Source organism: Chryseobacterium populi (assembly GCF_000282115.1).
Taxonomy (GTDB): Bacteria; Bacteroidota; Bacteroidia; order Flavobacteriales; family Weeksellaceae; genus Chryseobacterium; species Chryseobacterium populi.
On record NZ_AKJY01000014.1, the window covers coordinates 107,262 to 126,650 of the forward strand.

The 19,389-nt window shown below is 36.1% G+C and carries 17 protein-coding genes and 2 tRNA genes; 13 read left to right on the plus strand and 6 right to left on the minus strand.

Annotation, left to right across the window (positions count from 1 at the left end; translation table 11 throughout):
* Positions 1-259: 259 nt before the first annotated feature.
* The 6 genes from PMI13_RS04880 to PMI13_RS04905 all read left to right on the plus strand — a co-directional run bounded on the left by PMI13_RS04880 (position 260) and on the right by PMI13_RS04905 (position 9,267).
* Positions 260-3,232: a SusC/RagA family TonB-linked outer membrane protein gene (locus PMI13_RS04880; protein ID WP_007841268.1), complete on the plus strand. Its 2,973-nt coding sequence runs from the start codon at positions 260-262 to the stop codon at positions 3,230-3,232.
* Between the two features lie 11 nt (positions 3,233-3,243).
* On the plus strand, positions 3,244-4,695 hold the full coding sequence (locus tag PMI13_RS04885; protein WP_007841270.1) for a SusD/RagB family nutrient-binding outer membrane lipoprotein: 1,452 nt from the start codon (positions 3,244-3,246) through the stop codon (positions 4,693-4,695).
* Positions 4,696-4,749: 54 nt separating this feature from the next.
* The gene (locus PMI13_RS04890; RefSeq protein WP_007841271.1) at positions 4,750-6,315 is read left to right on the plus strand and encodes a calcineurin-like phosphoesterase C-terminal domain-containing protein; all 1,566 of its coding nucleotides are present in this window, start codon (positions 4,750-4,752) and stop codon (positions 6,313-6,315) included.
* Positions 6,316-6,552: 237 nt separating this feature from the next.
* Entirely contained in the window at positions 6,553-7,266 is a 714-nt protein-coding gene (locus PMI13_RS04895; RefSeq protein WP_034669264.1) for a 3-ketoacyl-ACP reductase, read from the plus strand.
* A 313-nt stretch (positions 7,267-7,579) separates the two neighbouring features.
* On the plus strand, positions 7,580-8,407 hold the full coding sequence (gene prmA, locus PMI13_RS04900; protein WP_007841275.1) for a 50S ribosomal protein L11 methyltransferase: 828 nt from the start codon (positions 7,580-7,582) through the stop codon (positions 8,405-8,407).
* A complete protein-coding gene (locus PMI13_RS04905; RefSeq protein WP_238536280.1) occupies positions 8,407-9,267 on the plus strand; it encodes an SH3 domain-containing protein in 861 nt (286 codons plus the stop codon). Before prmA ends, PMI13_RS04905 begins: the two co-directional genes overlap by 1 nt.
* Before the next feature lie 74 nt (positions 9,268-9,341).
* On the opposite strand, the gene PMI13_RS04910 is transcribed toward PMI13_RS04905, so the two are convergent.
* A complete protein-coding gene (locus PMI13_RS04910; protein ID WP_007841278.1) occupies positions 9,342-9,833 on the minus strand; it encodes a RidA family protein in 492 nt (163 codons plus the stop codon).
* Between the two features lie 229 nt (positions 9,834-10,062).
* Here PMI13_RS04910 and PMI13_RS04915 point away from each other — a divergent pair, with 229 nt between their 5' ends.
* Both PMI13_RS04915 and PMI13_RS20850 read left to right on the plus strand, forming a co-directional pair.
* Positions 10,063-10,275 (plus strand): hypothetical protein, encoded by a 213-nt coding sequence (locus tag PMI13_RS04915; protein ID WP_007841280.1) that lies wholly within the window; start codon positions 10,063-10,065, stop codon positions 10,273-10,275.
* 197 nt (positions 10,276-10,472) lie between these two features.
* Complete coding sequence (locus tag PMI13_RS20850) at positions 10,473-10,736, plus strand: tautomerase family protein (RefSeq protein ID WP_157158213.1); 264 nt, start codon at positions 10,473-10,475, stop codon at positions 10,734-10,736.
* Positions 10,737-10,919: 183 nt separating this feature from the next.
* On the opposite strand, the gene PMI13_RS04925 is transcribed toward PMI13_RS20850, so the two are convergent.
* Both PMI13_RS04925 and PMI13_RS04930 read right to left on the minus strand, forming a co-directional pair.
* Positions 10,920-11,681 (minus strand): lipopolysaccharide kinase InaA family protein, encoded by a 762-nt coding sequence (locus tag PMI13_RS04925; protein ID WP_007841282.1) that lies wholly within the window; start codon positions 11,679-11,681, stop codon positions 10,920-10,922.
* 14 nt (positions 11,682-11,695) lie between these two features.
* Entirely contained in the window at positions 11,696-12,583 is an 888-nt protein-coding gene (locus PMI13_RS04930; protein ID WP_238536281.1) for a glycosyltransferase family 9 protein, read from the minus strand.
* 478 nt (positions 12,584-13,061) lie between these two features.
* Here PMI13_RS04930 and PMI13_RS21085 point away from each other — a divergent pair, with 478 nt between their 5' ends.
* Positions 13,062-13,355: an MDR/zinc-dependent alcohol dehydrogenase-like family protein gene (locus PMI13_RS21085; protein ID WP_034669263.1), complete on the plus strand. Its 294-nt coding sequence runs from the start codon at positions 13,062-13,064 to the stop codon at positions 13,353-13,355.
* A 171-nt stretch (positions 13,356-13,526) separates the two neighbouring features.
* On the opposite strand, the gene PMI13_RS04935 is transcribed toward PMI13_RS21085, so the two are convergent.
* Positions 13,527-13,829, minus strand: coding sequence for a winged helix-turn-helix transcriptional regulator (locus PMI13_RS04935; protein WP_007841285.1), 303 nt, complete (start codon positions 13,827-13,829; stop codon positions 13,527-13,529).
* Positions 13,830-14,087: 258 nt separating this feature from the next.
* Between PMI13_RS04935 and PMI13_RS04940 the strand changes: the two genes are divergently transcribed.
* Together PMI13_RS04940 and PMI13_RS04945 are read left to right on the plus strand one after the other, a co-directional pair.
* On the plus strand, positions 14,088-15,023 hold the full coding sequence (locus PMI13_RS04940; protein WP_007841287.1) for an aromatic alcohol reductase: 936 nt from the start codon (positions 14,088-14,090) through the stop codon (positions 15,021-15,023).
* Between the two features lie 358 nt (positions 15,024-15,381).
* Complete coding sequence (locus PMI13_RS04945; RefSeq protein ID WP_007841288.1) at positions 15,382-16,959, plus strand: recombinase family protein; 1,578 nt, start codon at positions 15,382-15,384, stop codon at positions 16,957-16,959.
* A gap of 425 nt (positions 16,960-17,384) precedes the next feature.
* On the opposite strand, the gene PMI13_RS04950 is transcribed toward PMI13_RS04945, so the two are convergent.
* Together PMI13_RS04950 and PMI13_RS04955 are read right to left on the minus strand one after the other, a co-directional pair.
* Positions 17,385-17,458: transfer RNA gene (locus PMI13_RS04950), tRNA-Arg, on the minus strand.
* A gap of 44 nt (positions 17,459-17,502) precedes the next feature.
* Positions 17,503-17,577 (minus strand) — tRNA-Pro (locus PMI13_RS04955).
* Between the two features lie 314 nt (positions 17,578-17,891).
* Between PMI13_RS04955 and PMI13_RS04960 the strand changes: the two genes are divergently transcribed.
* Together PMI13_RS04960 and PMI13_RS04965 are read left to right on the plus strand one after the other, a co-directional pair.
* Entirely contained in the window at positions 17,892-18,380 is a 489-nt protein-coding gene (locus PMI13_RS04960; protein WP_034669262.1) for a thermonuclease family protein, read from the plus strand.
* Positions 18,381-18,750: 370 nt separating this feature from the next.
* Complete coding sequence (locus PMI13_RS04965; protein WP_007841296.1) at positions 18,751-19,338, plus strand: Crp/Fnr family transcriptional regulator; 588 nt, start codon at positions 18,751-18,753, stop codon at positions 19,336-19,338.
* Positions 19,339-19,389: the final 51 nt, after the last annotated feature.

Sequence of the window (19,389 nt, forward strand, 5' to 3'; positions counted from 1 at the left end):
GCAAGTTTTTTTGTATAGTGTATCTGAAATTCATTAATTGAAGTAATATTTTATCAAAAAAGGACAATAAAGGTAAGAGAATATATTATGTCGGTCATATTAATAATAATTAATTTTTTTAAACATCTGTTTATCAAAACTCTACCAATTATTGTTCATACTAAATTCATATTGTGTTTAATAATTATTTAATAAATGTTAAAGTCGTGTTAAAGCCACCCTCATAATGTCGTTTTAATTTTGCGCAAACAAAAAGGATATGCGTAAAGAGACACAGAAACTGATAGTTTTGTCACTGTTGGGATTAGTAAGCGTCAATTTGGCGGCTCAGCAAACAGCTAAAAAAGACACTATTAAAAACATCGATGAGGTTGTAGTAACAGCTTTAGGAATCAAAAGACAAGATAAGTCTTTAGGGTATGTTGCGGAAACCATAAAATCTGAAGAGATTTTAAAAACCCAGAACAATAACTGGTCTCAGGCTTTGGAAGGGAAAGTGGCAGGTCTTAAAATACAGACTGCAGGTGCCGGACCTCTGGGAAGTTCACTGATCAAGCTGAGAGGAGACATTTCCATGAATATGGATCAGAACAATGCTCTGATCGTAGTAGACGGAGTTCCTTTAAGCAATTCAACAACAGGAACCGGATTTTCTGCTTATGGAGCAGGAGCCAAAGCTGATTTACCGATTGATTACGGAAACGGGATCAACAGCATCAACCCGGATGATATTGAAACGATAACTATTCTGAAAGGCTCTACGGCTGCGGCTTTATACGGATCCAGAGGAGCAGGTGGTGCGGTCATGATCACCACAAAATCGGGAAAAACTAAAAAAGGAAAAATACAGGTTACTTTAAATTCCTATTCAAGCTACGATACGGTACTGAAATGGCCGGATTACCAGTATGAATACGGTCAGGGAACCATGCAGAAAAATACCAGCGGAAACTATTTCTATTCTTACGGAGCATCTGCGGACGGGGTAAGTACAGGAGGAACCAGTAGTGCTTTCGGACCGAAATTCGCAGGACAGTACTATTTTCAGTATGACCCGACATTAGAAGGGCAAAGTGCAGAAAGACAATTGTGGCGGCCTTACAAAGACAATATTAAGGGGTTCTGGCAGACGGGAACTACATTCTCTAATAATATTGCTGTAGAAACTTCCAATGAAAATACCTCTTTCAGGTCATCATTAACCTATCTGAAAAATGAATGGATGATGCCGAATACAGGTTTTGACAGGTTCAATGCCGCGCTTTCATTTGACCATAAGATCAGTGAAAGATTGAAAGTAGGCGTTAAATTTAATTATAACAAAACCAAAAGTGATAACTTACCTGCTACAGGATATAGCAATCAGTCTATTTCTTATTTCATGATTTTCCAGAACCCGAATGTGGATCTGTCATGGTATCAGCCGATCTGGAAGAAAGACAAATACCAGGTAGATCAGATTCACCCGTTCAGCTCATATATCGACAACCCTTATATGATTGCTTATGAAATGCTGAATGGAGTAGATAAGAATTTTATTACGGGAAATGTAAACCTTAATTATAAAATTGCTAAAAACTTCGACGTCATGTTCAGATCAGGAATGGAGCTTACGAATGAAGAACGTACCCAGCAAAGGCCATGGAGCTCTGCCAACTACCTTCAGGGGATGTACAGAGAGCAGCATATTAAGCAGATGGATTTGAATAATGACTTATTATTCACTTATAAAAATACATTTAAAGACTTTGATTTCAGTGCGTCGGCTGGGGGAAATATCCGTTATTCAGAATATACGATGTATGATTATATGGCAGACGGACTTCTTAAGCCGGGCGTCTACACCCTTCCGAACGGTATTGCCAATATCACAAAATTTGCCACTCCAAGCGATAAGCAGGTAAACAGTGCATACGGTTTAGTGACATTAGGTTATCAGAATAAAATTTTCTTAGACCTTACTGCGCGAAATGACTGGAGCAGTACACTTCCAAAAGACAACCGGTCTTATTTTTATCCGTCTGCGGGAATGTCTTTCATTCTTTCAGAAATATTTAAACTCAATTCAAACCAGTTTAATTATTGGAAATTAAGAGCTTCCTGGTCAAAAGTAGGAAATGATACAAATCCATATAAGCTTATTAAATATTATAACAACAGTGTTTTCTCAGGATCGGTTGAAGCACCGTCATTATATCCAAACCCTGACCTGAGACCTGAAATGCTTACCAACATAGAAGCAGGAATGGATTTCAGCATTATTAAAAACAGGATCAGTTATTCCATTACCGCTTATCAGAACAATTCCAAAGATCAGATTGTGGATATTCCTGCATTGTATGAAACAGGATACAGCAAAAGAACGATCAATGCAGGGGAGGTCAGAAACCGTGGCCTTGAAATGACCTTAAATACTTTCCCGGTTAAAAATAAAAACTTCTCATGGAGTGTAAATGCGAACTGGTCGATGAACAGGAATAAAATCCTTTCTCTTCCTGATGAATTTCAGGGCCAGCCTTATACCTTGGCCAGTGTAGGTGGAGTAGTATATTATAACGCTGTGGTTGGTGGTTCACTTGGAGACATGTACGGTTACGGATTAATGTACTCGCCGGATGGGCAAGTTGTTTACGGAACCGATGGATTAACGGCTAAACCTACTGAAATGAAGAAAATAGGTAATGCTTACCCGAAATGGAGAGCTGGTCTTCAAAACGAATTCAGATATAAAAACTTTACTGTGAGTTTCTCATTCGACGGACAGTACAAAGGAATGGCCTATTCCCAGTCACATCATAAAATGACAGAACAGGGGAAACTTGAACATACCCTGATCGGAAGGGACAACCCAAATGGTTTGATCATAGGGGAAGGAGTGGTACAGAATCCGGACGGATCTTATTCTCCTAATACAAAAGGCGTTGCTGTTTCTGTTTACTATGCAGATTATTACAGAAGAGCCAATGTGGAAACCAATTCATTTGATACCTCTTTCATCAAGCTTAGAGATGCCAGAATATCGTATTCTTTCCCGAAAAGTGTAACGGAACAGTTAAAACTGACGGATCTGTCTTTGGCATTATTCGGAAGAAACCTCTGGATGTGGACGAAGTTTCCGTTGTTCGATCCGGAAGCAGCGACTCTTAATGACAACCAGATCACTCCGGGAGTTGAAATGGGACAGTTGCCAACAGCAAGAACAGTGGGAATCCAACTTAATGTTAAATTTTAAAATTTGAAATCATGAAAAAATTACTATTCAATATATTATTAATTTCAAGTATCGGTTTTGCATCGGTTTCTTGTGACAGGAACCTTGACGAAGTAAACATTGATGAAAGCAGGATCAGTGATCCGGTATCCGCCAAATTACTGGTGCCTATTCAATACAATATGGCTTCTGTTAATTATATGAGAGCCAATGATTTTACATTTGATATCATGCAGGTTTCCCTTGATTTTCCCAATGAAGGAAACTCGCTGAGCCGATATTATCTTACAGAAAATACAGGAGCAGGCTTTTGGAATAACTCATACAAATGGCTGAAGCAGGTAAAAGACCTTAAAGAAGCTGCTATTGAAGAAAAAGATGCAAATTATCAGGCTATTGCCATGGTGTTGAATGCCTGGATTTATTCCAATCTTACAGACACTTACGGAGACATTCCGTTTTCACAGGCAGGGAAATTAGATGAAGGAATTACTCAGCCGAAATTTGATAAGCAGAAAGATATTTATATTCAGCTGTTGGATGACTTAAAAGCCGCAAACACTCTTTTTGTTACCAATAAACCCCTTACCGGTAGCGATCTTTTCTACAAAGCGGAAGCAGATGCCAACGGAATTTCAAACTGGAAAAAATTCTGTAATTCACTTTCATTAAGATTATTGACAAGAATTTTAAAGAAAAACGGAGAAGTCAATGTTCATGAAAGAATCCAGGAAATCATAAATAATCCTACAACATATCCTCTTTTCCAGAGCAATGCGGAAACGGCAAAACTGAGTATAACCGGAGTTTCACCACTTCTCCCCCCGATTGCAAGACCTCAGGATTTTACAACAAGCAGAGCGGCTTCTGAATTTTTTGTTGAAACTTTAAAAGCCAATAGTGACCCGCGTTTGTCAATGTTCTTTGGTCAGGCTAAAGCTATCCCATCCCAACAGAATATCGGGTACAAAGGTGCGCCTTCAGGTTATGCCTATGGAACGGTATTTACTTACCAGCCATCCAATATGAACCAGAATTTGGCAAAAGCACCATTGAATATTCTGATTTATCCTTATGCAGAGCTTCAGTTCACCCTTTCTGAATTGGCCAATAAAGGAATTATTCCGGGAAGCGCACAGACTTATTATGAAAATGGGGTTAAAGCGGCTATTGAGCAATGGGGAGCAACGGTTCCTGCCAACTACTTTGCCAATCCGAATGTAGCTTACAACGGAACATTAGACCGGATTATGCTTCAGAAATATGTTGCTTTATTCTTTGTAGATCAGCAGCAGTGGTTTGAAAAAAGAAGAACCGGATTCCCGGTGCTTCCAAACAACGGCGGGCTTTTAAATAACGGAAACCTTCCGCAACGATTAATGTATCCTCCGAATCCAAAAGTCTTGAATACGGCAAATTACCAGGCTGCCGTTCAGCAGATGGGGGGAGATAATATCAACATCAAAACATGGTGGAATCAATAATAATCGATCATAAATAATCTAAAATACAATCATACAATGACTATAAAATTTTTAATGCCATGTTTATTAATTTCTGCAATGGCATTTTCTCAGGCTTCCGTTTCAGGATATGTTTATGAGGACAGCAATAAAAATCTGAAAAAAGAAAACAGGGAAAAAGGAATTGAAGGAGTAGCGGTTTCCAATGGAATTCAGGTGGTTTTAACAGACAAGAACGGGAGGTACAGCCTTCCGGTTCAGGAAAATCAGACGGTTTTTGTTATCAAGCCTTCAGGATATCAGACTGCCTTAAATGGCAATAACCTGCCTCAATATTACTACCAGTACAAGCCAAAAGGTTCTCCTGCTGATTTTAAATACAAAGGGAGCGCCCCTACAGGAGAGCTTCCGAAAGAGTTGAATTTCCCGCTGTATAAGCAGACGGAGAATAAAGACTTTGATATCCTGGTTTTCGGTGACCCACAGCCCTACACAGAAAAAGAACTGGATTATTTCAAAAGAGGGATTGTAAATGAAGTTAAAAATGCCAAAAAAAATGCAGTGCTGGGAATCAGTCTGGGTGACCTGGTAGGAGATAACTTAAGCTTGCAGAAGCCTTATGCAGACGTAATGAAAGAAATCGGTTTGCCGTGGTACAATGTAATGGGAAATCATGATATGAATTATGATGCCAAAGAAGATCAGCTTTCAGACGAAACATTTGAATCCAATTTCGGACCAGCCAACTATTCATTCAACTATGGAAACGTTCACTTCATTATTTTGGATGATATTTTGTATCCGGATCCGAGAGATGGGAAAGGATATTGGGGTGGTTTCCGCGAAGATCAGTTGAAATTTGTTGAAAATGACCTGAAGCTGGTAGATAAAAACAAATTGGTTGTCGTTTCTTTCCACATTCCGCTGGACCATAAAAATGAAGATAATTTCAGGAATGCAGACCGTCAGAAATTATTTGATTATCTGACTCCTTTCCGGAATGCACTGATTTTGTCAGCACATACCCATATTCAGCAACAGATTTTCTATGGAAAACAAGCCGGGTGGAATGGTTCAAAAGATTTACACGAATATAACGTAGGAACCACCTGTGGTGACTGGTATTCAGGAACGCCTGACGAAGCCGGTTTACCAACTTCTACCATGAGAGACGGAACGGCCAAAGGATATTCATTCATCAGCTTTACAGATAACCAGTATAAAGTCAAATACAAAACAGCCGGAAAACCGGAAGATTATCAGATCGAATTATACGTTCCGAAGGTAATTCCTTTCCCTTCAAAAACATCTGCAAAAGTGCTTGCCAACTTCTTTATGGGAAGCAAAAAAGACAAAGTGGAATACAGAATTGATAATGGCGACTGGAAAGAGATGGAATATGATGAAACAATTGATCCTAACTTCGCAATGTCGGTTTTCAAATGGGACACCACACAAAATTTATTCCCGGGCAGAAGACCTTCAAACCCTGAAATATCAAAACACATCTGGGTAGGTGGATTTACCAATAAACTAACACAGGGAAAACATAAGGTTGAAGTGAAAGCGATAGACATGTATGGAAATCAGTTTTCTGCTTCAGAAGAATTTGAGGTTAAAGAACCTGTTCTTATCCCTTAGTTTTTCATTTTTTTACTATACTTTCAATTCAGGAAACCGGCTTACAATAAGCCGGTTTTATTTTTTAATTACAAAATTTTTGCTTACCTGGCGGATAAAACCTATAAGCTTTAATTTTCCAAACAAAGCTAAAAACACTGGTGAAATATTTAAACAAATATTGCCCCTAATTAGTAGGTAAATAACCGCTTTTAAAAATATCGTTTCGTAAATTTGTATTACGAAAAGTATATCACTATGAATATAAAAGGAAAAAATGCCATTGTAACAGGTGGTGGAAGAGGTCTTGGTAAAGCTGTTGCCCTGGCATTGGCTAATGAAGGTGTAAATGTAGCCATTACCGGAAGAAATGAAGAAAATCTTAAAAATACGGTTGAAGAAATCAGAAATACGGGAGTAAACACTGCCTATGCAGTTTTCAGTATGGATGACGAATCTGAAGTAAAGGCAGGTATTGAATCTTTGGCCGGGCAGCTTGGAGGTGTTGATATTTTAATCAACAACGCCGGAATAGGAGACTTCGGAACCATTGAAGAAATGCCGTCAGAAACCTGGGAACAGGTAATAAAAACCAATCTTTTCGGAGTGTATTATGCAGCAAAAGCGGTTCATCCTTTCTTAAAAGCAAAAGGTGAAGGTGATATTGTGAATGTAGCATCAACAGCAGGCTTGAAGGGCGGACCGAATATGTCGGCTTATGCAGCATCTAAAGCAGCAGTAGTTTCTTTGTCACAATCAATGATGGCGGAATGGAGAAAACAAAATATCCGGGTAATCACATTAACTCCAAGTACGATTGCTTCAGATATGAGCATCCAGGGCGGATTGACTGACGGGAACCCCGACAAAGTGCTGCAACCGGAAGATTTTGCAGAATGGGTAAGGGATATCCTGAAAATGAACAGAAGAGCCTTAATTGCAAACGGGTCTATTTTTTCTACAAATCCTTAATGGTAGTTTAAAGTTGATCGTTAATGGGATTTAATTATCATCAACTCAAATAATGAAAACATTTTAATATGATTTTTATTGATAGGGGCGGGCTTTAGCCCGCTTTTCTTTGCCACAACGGATTTGGCTTTAGCCCAAACCTAAAAACGCAGTCATGCTTAATATCCTTACTATCTTCATCAATCTTAATAGCTCAGATTTAAGGTTTAAAAGATTTCAGTATGAAAAAATATTGTACCCGTTACATTAAAAAAGCATTGATTCCGGGAATTCTAATCCTATTAATTCGTTATTTTTGTACCAAATTTATTACATGCAAAATTATTTAGAATTCAATTTCAAAATTTCTCCATTACAACCCTGGAACGAAATATTAATGGCAGAGCTTATCGAAATAGGTTTTGACAGTTTCACGGAAGAAATTGATGGTATTTTAGGATATATTCAGAAAGATTTATTCAATGAAAATGAACTTAAAACTCTTCCTCTTCTTGAAAATGAAAATGTAAAAATTGAATACTCTTTCCAGGAAATGCCTAATATCAACTGGAATGAAGAGTGGGAAAAGAATTTTTCACCGATAAATATTGATGATAAAGTTTTGATCAGAGCAGAATTCCATGAATCTGTACCCGGAATGCATGAAATTGTGATTCAGCCTAAAATGTCTTTCGGAACCGGGCACCATCCTACAACCCATCTGATGATCCAGCAGATGATGGATATGGATTTAAACAGTAAAAAAGTGCTGGATATGGGGTGCGGAACTTCCGTACTGGCAATTTATGCAAAACAGAAAGGTGCAGGTGATGTAAAAGCCATTGATATTGATGAATGGTCAGTTGAGAACTCAAAAGAAAATGCAGAAAGAAATAAGGTTGAACTGGATATTGAACAGGGAACTGCCGAAAATTTGGGAAAAGAGAATTTTGATATTATTCTGGCTAATATTAACCGTAATATCCTGATTTCAGATATTCCAACATATGTATCTGTTTTGAATAAAGGTGGAAAATTATTGCTTTCGGGACTGTGCTTTTTTGATGCAGATGATATTCTTGAAGTCTGTAAAGAAAATAGCCTTGAATTGAAAAAGCAGTTGCAGCGTGAAGAATGGGTAAGCTTGTTACTCGAAAAATAATGATTAAAAGAAGGAATATGAAATCCTTACTGACTGTTTTATTTTTATTGGCTATACAATTGATTTCCGCTCAGGAAGAAGAGATCGTATATGCTGATGGCGTTTTCGGATTTGAAGAAAATAAGCCCCAGAAAATATTTACAGACCAGGCAAGACTGAGATTGGATCCCAACGTAAATGCTCAAATACTGGATTCTTTAAAAACCAATCAGCAGGTTCTCATTCTTAAAAAAGATGAAGCGGTTTTAAAACTGGGTGAAAGAAGGGCAAACTGGTATAAAATATCCTGCCAGAAAGGAGATAAGACTGTAGAAGGCTATATTTGGGGTGGAAATCTCTGTGTTGGTTACCGGAATAAAAACGGCTATGATTTTCTGTTCGGCCTTTCAAAGACGGAAACCAGGAAAAACAAACAGTCTGGAGAAAATTATCAGCAGAATATTGCAAGTATAAAACTGGTTGAAGGAAATACTCTGGTTGATGAGGTTTTCTTTGATACGGGGAGAGGAGAAGAATTGAGCTATGGGACATTCAATGTAGAAAGTAATCATAAATTACAAAACGTGGAATTAACCCTGAAAGCGATGGTCTCAGGAGAAGCCTGCGGAATTGCGAGTTATGATCAGTATGTGCTTTTTAAAGATAAAAAACTCATTACTTTGCCTCAGCTGACGAATGTAGGCGATGCAGATGTATACTATCACGGTGAAAAGTTTATATTTCCGAATGATAAAGGAGGAATTTCCAATGCCTTTATTTTTAAAATGGAGGAAATGGAAAAAGATGATCATGATAAAGAAAAGAAGAAACGCTCGTCTAAAACTTATCTTTGGAACGGAAATTCCTACAGATTGAAATAAGGTTCTCATTTATAAAAATAAAAGCCACTGTACATTTGCAGTGGCTTTTGATATATGGAAATAAAGCACATGAATTATCGGCTGGCATCACTAAGTTGTGCAATTAATTCTATTTCCAGTTTAGCATTTGGTTCATACAATCTGCTTATCTGTACCCAGGTAGCTGCAGGAAAATCGCCTTTATAAAACTCTTTTCTTGAGTCGTTATATTTTTTCATCGTCTCTATGTCTGTAGTATAAAGATTTTCTTTTACAACATTTTCTGAGGTTGCACCAAAAGAATTGAGGCACTTTTCTAATGCTTTATAAACTTTGGCTATCCCTTCGGGACTTAAATCGTCTGTAGGAATACCCGAAATGTAAATTGTATTGCCTGCTTTAACGACTTGGGCATACCCGGCACTTTCATTTTGCTTTTGGGTATTATCCCAATGCCATTTTTCTTTAACTATAGCTGTTTTTTGGTTGGGTTTTTCTGCTTGTTTTTTTGAGTCACTATCATTTTTACAGCCAATACTGGCCAATATAAGTGAAACAAAACAAATTAAGGTAGGTATTTTAGTCATATAAAACGTATTCAGATTAATCTCTGCAAGTTATCATTAAAATTCTTTAACCGGAATTATTCTTTAAATCTGATATTTAAACAAAGTCAGACCGGATGTTTTTGATTGTTTGGATATAAGGATTTATTTACTTTCTCTTGACTTAAAAAATAAAGTTTACATAATTTTAATATAGTAAATTATTTGATTAGCTAGGGATTTATTATTTTTGATTTTAAGTTTAGTTAAAATGAAAATATTGTCTTTTTATGAATTTACACAACTGTCAGAAATTGAGCAATATAACCTGGTTTTTGAGAAAGGCAGGCTTATCAGTTCTTCATTGAAAGGCGATATTGAGTTTACACTATATGAATTATTTAATTTTTATGTTGAAGTGGCCTATCATTCTAAAGATAATAAAGTAATTAATCTTAACAGATATATGAAAATTCAAAATTAGAGAACATAATTTGCCGGAGATTATAAATATCCATATTATTTTTAATCATTAGCTTAATACATAAAATAAAACCCATGCCTTTTGTAGAAATCTATTGTGGAGCACATTTCACTGCCGGCCAGAAACAATAAATTTCCTTTGCTATTCATGAAAGCTTAATCGAAGTAATCCGGATACCGGAAAATGACCTGTTTCAGGTGTTCCTCCGTCCCGTAGCCACAGAAGATTTTATCTTCTCTGAAAACTATATGGGGATATCCCACACTACAGACCTGCTTTATATACGCATAACCCTGCGTACCGGGCGACCTGTGGCCCTGAAGCAGGCACTTTATCAGAAGATTGCTGCTAATATCTCAGTCAAAACATCGGTAGGCCAGAATGATGTAATGATCATCCTGGTAGAAAACAACGATGGCTGCTGGTCATTCGGTGACGGCGAGGCTCAATATCTCGTATAAACGACAAGGTTTGGGACACAGATCTTTATTGGTCTTAGATACATTCGATTTTCCTATACAGCATATTCAAACTAATTGGGAGGCGGATTTTTTTAATTATTCCTTTAACATGGCCATAAAGTACCACCATATGATTAGTAAAGTAGAAAGAACATTCTTCTAATAGGAGAATAAGAGATTTTACTAAATTTTTATTAAATATTTATATAATTTCAATATTTTTTTTATTTTACGCTTAATAAGAATTGCATTTGTTGCTTGAACAATTTTTTTGAAACAGTATTCAGGGGGAATGTCAGATAGTAATGCATATTCTTCGGAAATAATTTTGATAATTGTTACATCATTTGTTAGTCGGGCGAAATTTCTGAGCCGTTTATCAATTTTAATATGATCATAAAAATTCATTCTGTTTAAGTCTACGATATAAATACAATAAATATCACCTTCCTTTTTTATTAAAAAATTGTTAGGGGAATTATCAATAAATTCGATACCATCGTTGTGTAAACGGTACATCAATAATGTATATTCTTTAATAATTCTTTCCCTTTCAGGAAACGATGTTTTGCTAAGAACATCTGTTAAAGTCCATGTATTTTCAAGTTGTTCGCTTATGTAATAACTTGAGGTTAGACCAATAACGTCATGATTTTCAATGTATGCAATAGGCTTTGGTGTATAATAATTTTTACCTATAAGCATGTTTGCATATTCAAAAGAACGTCTGGCTTTAGACTTTCGATAGAATTTATAAATATGCCTATTAATAATATTATGCTGTTTAAAGGATTTAAAATTTAAAATTAAGCCATTGAGATTAAAAAATTTGATAATATTCCTACTACCGTTACCTATAAGAGTCCCGTCATTTTTAAATTTTTTTAAAATGGATAGAATTTCATATTTGTATTGTGATACATCTTCGGCAAATATCGATTTCATATAGTTTATTTAAATTAGATGTGCATCATCGTTTCATGAAGTAAATCCATAATATTCTGGCTATTTAAACTTCGTGTATTAATAGAAAAACTGTTATTATTATATGGCCTATAAATAGTCTCATCAGTAACTGAGAATAATCCTATTGTAGGCGTTCCGGAGGCACTGGCTAAGTGCATGACACCATTATCTGCTGCAATAAATAAATTAGAATTTGCAATCAAGCCTCCCATCTCCCGGATATCAGTACTGTAGAAAAAAGGGATGGTGAAATTTAATTTCGAAATATTTTCGACAGGTAAAAGTTCAATAATATTATAATCAGGAAAGTTTTGCTTTAGCTGACTGTAAAATTCATTCCACCAGCTTTCAGAATAGCATTTGTCACCTGTTGCATTGGTAAAAAGGCAAATAGTTTTTTTATCATTTTTTACCAGGTCAAATAGTTTTTTCTTTCCAATTTCTACCTCTTCCCGGCTTAGCTTCAGATCCAAAGAGGGAACTTCGTTTGGGTTTTCAGGGATCCCCAATTTTGTTAAGTATTGTCTCAGGTTATATACACTGTTTTTAGCAGAATGGTGGTAATCCGGAAATTTTGCAGAATAACTTTCATCAATGTCGCCAAATAACTTATATTTTGAATTTGCAAAAAGCGTAGACAATCTTCCGGATGATGATCCAAAACTTGCATTGATAACCAAATCATATTTTTGGGTTTTAATGGAGATCCATCCATTTACATATTTTAATATATTGCTAAACGGTCTTTTTGGAAGTTGGATAATTTTACCAATATTCGGATAATTTTTGTAAATAATGGGAGTGATGCCACCCTTAACAAACAGATCAATTTTACTGTCAGGAAAAGTGCTGATAACCTCCTGAACTAAGGGAGTAAGCAAAAGTAAATTTCCTAATCTGTGATTTGGCCTGGAAATTAATATTTTTTTTATTTCGATTTTTTTTTTGAGATTTATTTCTGTATTTGACCTTCCTATGTTTTTAGTCAGATTCCTCATTATAGACCGCCTAATAATATTTATACTTTTGGGTATTTTCATAAAAAATATTTAAAAACGGGTACAATTTAAGTTAAAAAATAAAGCAAATAATTACTATTAGCTTTATTTTCAATTATAATTATTTATGAAAATGATAGATATAAATTATTAGAATCTAATAAAATTTTTCCTAAAATTATTTACTGCAATATTATGCACCGGATTAATCAGTATTTCATTAGGCGGATGTAAATTATACTTTGTTAATCTTAGTGGGATTTCGAACTGCCGTTCAGTGGTAATTACATGCCTACTGAAGCACTTTCAGACTAATAAATAGTGTCTCCTTAAGTGAGCGCGAAAGGATTCGGACCTTTGAATGATAAAGTCTCTCAAATACGGAGGTGTAGTAACTTGTTGCGGCAATGTGGCATCCGGGGACTTGGCTACAAGCATTTATCCCTTTATTTTGAGAGGGGTCAGATTGATTGGCATAGATTCCGTGGAGCAGCCATTATCATTTAAAGAGGAAATATGGAGCTTTCTTGCCGATGATTTCAAACCGGATTTTTTATCAGAAATGGTACAGGTCATTTCAATTGACAATCTGCCGGAGGCACTGAAGATAATCCTTAAAGGAAGTGCTGAAAAGCGTTTTGTCGTAAAACATTAACTGATAAAATCCTCATAGGCTAATACATTGAAGTTTACTTTGTTTCAGAAATTTCGATTCGCTTAGCCTACTTCGTGTAGTTTTCTCTTGCCTGGTTTAGCTCATTGCTGTTACGGGCAATCCATAACCAAAGTGGAGTAACCTGCACCAATAAGCCACGACCTAAAGTTGTTAATTCGCGTATTCTACTTTTGGCGGAACTTCGGGATGGACGGTCCTTAAAATGAGACCGTCTCTCTCCAGTTCGCGCAGGCATTTGGTCAACATCCGTTGACTGATACCCTTAATGTGGTTCTCCAGGTTTGTAAAACGCATTTTACCATCTATTCCCAACGCGTGAATGACAAAGAGTGACCATTTGTTGCCGACATGATTTAGTATATCATGTTTGAGCTGATCCTGTTCTTTGTTCAGTACCTTGCAAATGTCGTCCCAGGCATTTACGATTTCTTCGTCCGTCATCAGTCTTTCCATAAAGTATATTTAATGCTAATAAAGATAGATTTTTCTGATGAAAAAACTTTTGCCAAAAGGAACTTTATAATAAAGATGCATTTAGAAAATAAAATTTGACCTTCATTTAAAATTAATGTGACTAAAACTCAAAAAACTAACATCGATGTAAGTAGCTCACAATGAGGTATCTTATTGTTTTTGGGGTTTGAAGGTGGTAATTTTGCATATGAAAAAGAATTCATTAGGATAATGGATTCAAATTGTAATTATTTTAATATGGAAAATATATCAGTTTTAATTTTGGGCGCAGGCGAGTTAGGTATGCCTGTTATCCGAAATATATCAAAAAAAGCTAAAAACTATAATAACGTCACAGTAACCGTACTGCTGAGAGAAGCAACGATCAACTCTGAAGATCCGGAGAAGAAAAAGAATGTTACAGAGATCCGGGAATTGGGTGTGGAATTGCTTGCGGGCGACCTGTCCGCTCCCTCTTCTGAGCTTATTGATATTTTCAGAAATTACGACGCTATTGTTTCGTGTACAGGTTATGGAACAGGCGCAGGAGGTTTTCAGCTGAAGTTGGCCAATGCGGTTATTGATGCCGGTGTCAAAAGATATTTTCCCTGGCAGTTCGGAGTGGACTTTGAAGTGATAGGGCGGGGAAGTGCGCAGGATCTTTTTGATGAGCAGCTTGATGTGAGAGAGCTTCTGAGATCACAAAGTGCCACAAAATGGGTTATTATTTCCACAGGTATGTTTACCAGTTATCTTTTTGAACCGTTCTTCGGCATTTTAGATCTGGAAAATAGATCGGTCAATGCTATAGGTGGATGGGATACGGCAGTTACATTGACCACACCGGATGATATTGGCCGGCTTACTGCTGAGATTTTCTTTACAGAACCACAGATCGAAAATGAGATCGTCTATATCGCCGGCGATACGATTACCTACGGAGATCTGGCTGATATTGCAGAATCATTATCAGGCCGGAAGTATGAGCGTACACTTTCTGATATGGAAGAGATTACAGATGATCTTAAAAACGATCCTACCAATTTTGTTAAAAAGTACCGTTCTATATTCGGAGCAGGAAGAGGTGTTTCCTGGCCGCTGGAGAATACCTTCAATGGCAAGAAAGGAATTCCGACAACCTCCGCTAAACAATGGGCAAAAGATAATATTGATTGGGAATCTTACAGTAGATAGTAATCAGAGTATAGATGATCAAATAATCATAATTAAAAAAAGATGACCGAAAAGGGATGATACGTACTTTTTTCGGTCATTTATTTTTATGCTGTATCGTAATAAATGCAAAGTTACATTATTGATTCACTGAAACTCATAAATGGCTGATTCCAACTTTCACTGGAGTTGTATAGATTAAAATCTCCTTAAAAAAATCCCTGGTGCCGAAATCTAAGCATATCCGAAGCAGTCTTTTCAAAATAGCATAAAAGCCATTTTGTAAAAACATGTATATAAACTCGTCAAATAAATTGTTCTATTTTTCGTTTGAATATAAAGTAGCTTTAACTAAAGGACTTTAATTAATACCTACACCATGCAAGCCGTTTATCTGTACATACGAGTCAGTACTGATGAACAGGCTGTAAAAGGATATTCCCAACGCAGCCAGTTGGATCGACTTGTGCACTATTGTAAAGATCACAATCTCATTGTTACTAAAACTATTTTCGAAGACTATTCTGCGAAAACATTTAACCGGCCAGAATGGAACAAACTGTTCGCTGAACTTAAGCTCATTAAAAATCAATCTTCACTTATTCTCTTTACTTATTGGGATCGATTCAGCCGCAATATTATGGACGCTTATAAGATGTTAGAAAGATTGCAGAATATGAAAGTCTCCATTCAGGCAATTGAACAGCAGATAGACTTCTCAATCCCGGAAAGTAAAATTATGTTGGCAATGTATTGGGCTACTTCTGAAGTAGAAAACGATAAAAGAAGCCGTAATGTGCGTTTGGGAATGCAAAAAGCAAGACTGGAAGGAAGATGGATCAACAAAGCTCCTCTAGGATATAGAAATAAAATCACATCTGATGGAAAAAAATATATAGCCCTCTACGAACCGGAAGCATATATTATCCGTGAGGCTTTTACAGCTATAGTGAGACAAAATAAATATTGTTTAACTGAAATATACAAAGATGCGGTATCAAATGGGCTTAATTGCAGTAGAAGTGCTTTTTACCGGCTGGTAAGAAATCCTATTTATTGTGGTAAAATAAAAATTCCGGCATTCGAAGATAAAGCTGAAAGAATTGTTGAGGGTACTCATGAGCGTCTTATACCAGTAATATTATTTGATCAGGTTCAAAGAATAATAAAAGGCGCAGATTTAAACCATCCTAAGAAACTAACTTCAAAAAGGATAGTCAATGAAAATTTAATTTTTAGAGGTGTCCTACAATGTCCTAATTGTGGAAATACGCTTACAGGAAGTGGATCGCAGGGACATACTAAAAAATATTATTATTATCACTGTGTGGGACTCTGTTCATACCGGATAAGAGCCGACCTTATCAATTTAAGTTTTCTCTCATTTCTTAAGAACAATAGAGTGGTAGAACCATTTTTAGAACTTGCCAATAGTATCTCAAAGGAAATTTACGGTGAAGAACATCATGATTATATTCAGAAAAAAGAGGAGATAAAGAAAGAAATGGAAAAATTGATTGATAGGGGATTCAATGCACAAAAGCTATTTTCAAATGGGAATATTGACTATGATGATTATAAACTAATAAGAAGTCGTTGTCAGGAATCTTTAAAAGATAATACTGATAAATTGAGACAGCAGGCTTTAAAAATAGTGGCTGAAAAACACACAGAAAAGGGAACTGATTACATAATTAACCACTTAGGGGAGTTTTATGAAAATTCAGATACTATAACCAAACAGAGAATTATCAGGTTGTTTTTTCCGGAGAAAGTAAAAGTAATAGAAGGGAATATTGAAAAAATGCTATCAGAAAGTGTTAAGACTATATTTGGATTAACTGCTTCAGCTTCGAAAATAAAAGAAATCCATGGTCAGCAGACAGAGCAAGCAATAGTTGAATTTTTTAAAGAATTATATTTTTTAGGGTATGAACAAAACTTAAAAAATATCTAAAAATTGATTGATTAGTTTTTGATTTTTCAGAGTAAAGCTGATATTTTAAATTATATTTATATAAAACGCTGAAAAACAAGTTTTTGCGGGGCGTTTGAAGTGTACGAGATCCTGTATAGATAACTTGATGGGCTTGACTTTTCGAACCTTTTGTACCACAGGAAAAAAATGATTTTAATATATGGTTGATTTTCAGTTATTTAATATTTTTGAAAAGGTTCGAATCCTGTCAGGTTCGTAGCAACAATATGGAGCTTTAATCGAAAAATCCTCTAAAAAAGATAAAACATTTGTTTTTTAATAAAAAATTTTTGCTTTAAAAAATAAGGTAAAAGGATGAAAAATACTCTAAATAGACTGAATCACAAGTATTTATAAATAAAATGACACCATTTGGCCTAAATTGTCCTAATGGTGTCATTAAGTGAGCGCGAAAGGATTCGAACCTTTGACCGTCTGCTTAGAAGGCAGATGCTCTATCCAGCTGAGCTACGCACCCTTAAAAGTTGATTCTCGCCTAGTTCAATAAGCGCGTTAAAAAAGTCGGGGCGGCAGGATTCGAACCTGCGACCTCCTGGTCCCAAACCAGGCGCGATGACCGGACTACGCTACGCCCCGATGATTGTCAGCATGAACAAATTTTACTTCGTTTTTGCGGTTGCAAAGGTACAATACTTTTTTAATTAAAAAAATAAAATTTAGAATAAATTTTATTTAATTTTTCAGTTGACTTTTTACTGATTTTATTCTGTCTGATAATCATTAAGTTATAGGATTTGCAAAAAAATAAAAATATCCGGCTGCTGACTCTATTATGGCGCTGCGGTAAGAGGAATAGAAAATGAGAAGCCGGTTATTAGCAGACACGGGATCAATGAAGAGGAAAGCTCAGGTTAAAGCTTTTTAGCTTTTATTATACTTATATTTGCACAATGAAGCGATTAATGATTGTGTGTTTGCTTTTTCCCTTGCTGGTGTTCTCTCAAACCAGTGGAAGAGTTATTAAAATTTCAGACGGAGATACAATTACTGTTCTTCTTGAAGGAAACCAACAGAAAAAACTGAGACTTGCTGAGGTTGATTGCCCGGAAAAAGGGCAGGCATTCGGGAAAAATGCTAAGCAATTTACATCGGATCAGGTATATGGTAAAACTGTTAATTTTATTGAAACCGATAAAGACCGCTATGGACGTTCTATTGCCATGGTATATTATGATAATGGAAAATACCTTTCGAGAGAGCTTATAAAAAAGGGATTCGGATGGTGGTATTTTCCTTTTTCCAAAGATACATCTTTAGGGAAGTTACAGAAAAATGCCCAATATAGAAAAGTGGGGCTTTGGCACGATGTACATGCTGTGGCACCTTGGGAATATAGAAAAATAAAACGGGAACTTAGAAACAAGAATAGGAGGCTATAACCGGTAATATTAAGATAAAAAAACTGCTTAACTTTTATTTCAATCCTTAATAAATCGTGTAATGGTGCAATTCGAAGTGGAAACGCATTTCTATTTCACAGAGAATTCAAATCGTTGGGAAATAATAAAATGTAGAAAGTAATAACCGGATAGTGTAAACAAAAAAACTTACAATTTATTGTAAGTTTTTTTGTGAACTTGATGGGATTATCCTCAAACTCCTTAGCTGTTGATCTTAATTGGGTTTTACGGGTATTTTGTTGAGTTTTATACTTTTTTAATGTATAATAATTGTTAGATTTGGATGCCGAATTTGGTATGTAATCCATAGACGGTTAAAAAGAAAATAAAAGGACGAAAAAATTGTGAAATGGCTGACGTATTTGAAAATTACCTATCCTCAACAGGAGGACTATCCGCCGAGGAAATCAACTTTTCTACGCAGTTCTTTCAACCGATCCGTTTAAAAAAAAGTGATTTTTTTATTCGTGAGGATGAATCCTGCTGTCATGTTGGATTTATTGCTAGTGGCGCTGTAAAAGCATATGCTATCGACAAAGAAGGAAAGGAAAATATAACCTGCTTCAAGTTTGAAAAGGAATTTGTCACCTCGTTTCCGGAGTTTGTGAAGCAGGAAAAATCTAGAAGGAATATCAGGGCTATAGAAGATAGTGTAATCTATAGGATAAGCTATCCGGACTATCAGCATCTGCTTGGTCAGGTGACGGCTTGGAACGGAGTTATAAAATCGGTGATGGAGCAGGAGTATAAACAAAAGGAACGTTATCTGCTGAATTACAATAACAGGTCGGCTGTGGATAAATACCGTCATGTTCTGTCTGACGAACCGATGCTCGTCCAGCGCATAGCGACGCAGGATCTGGCATCGTACCTGGGCATTACGCAGCGATCGCTTACACGGGCGAAGAGACAAATACATAGACCCAATGTATTATAGGACAAATGTCCTTATGCAGTCCTGATTAGCGATGTAGATTTGCACAAAAAA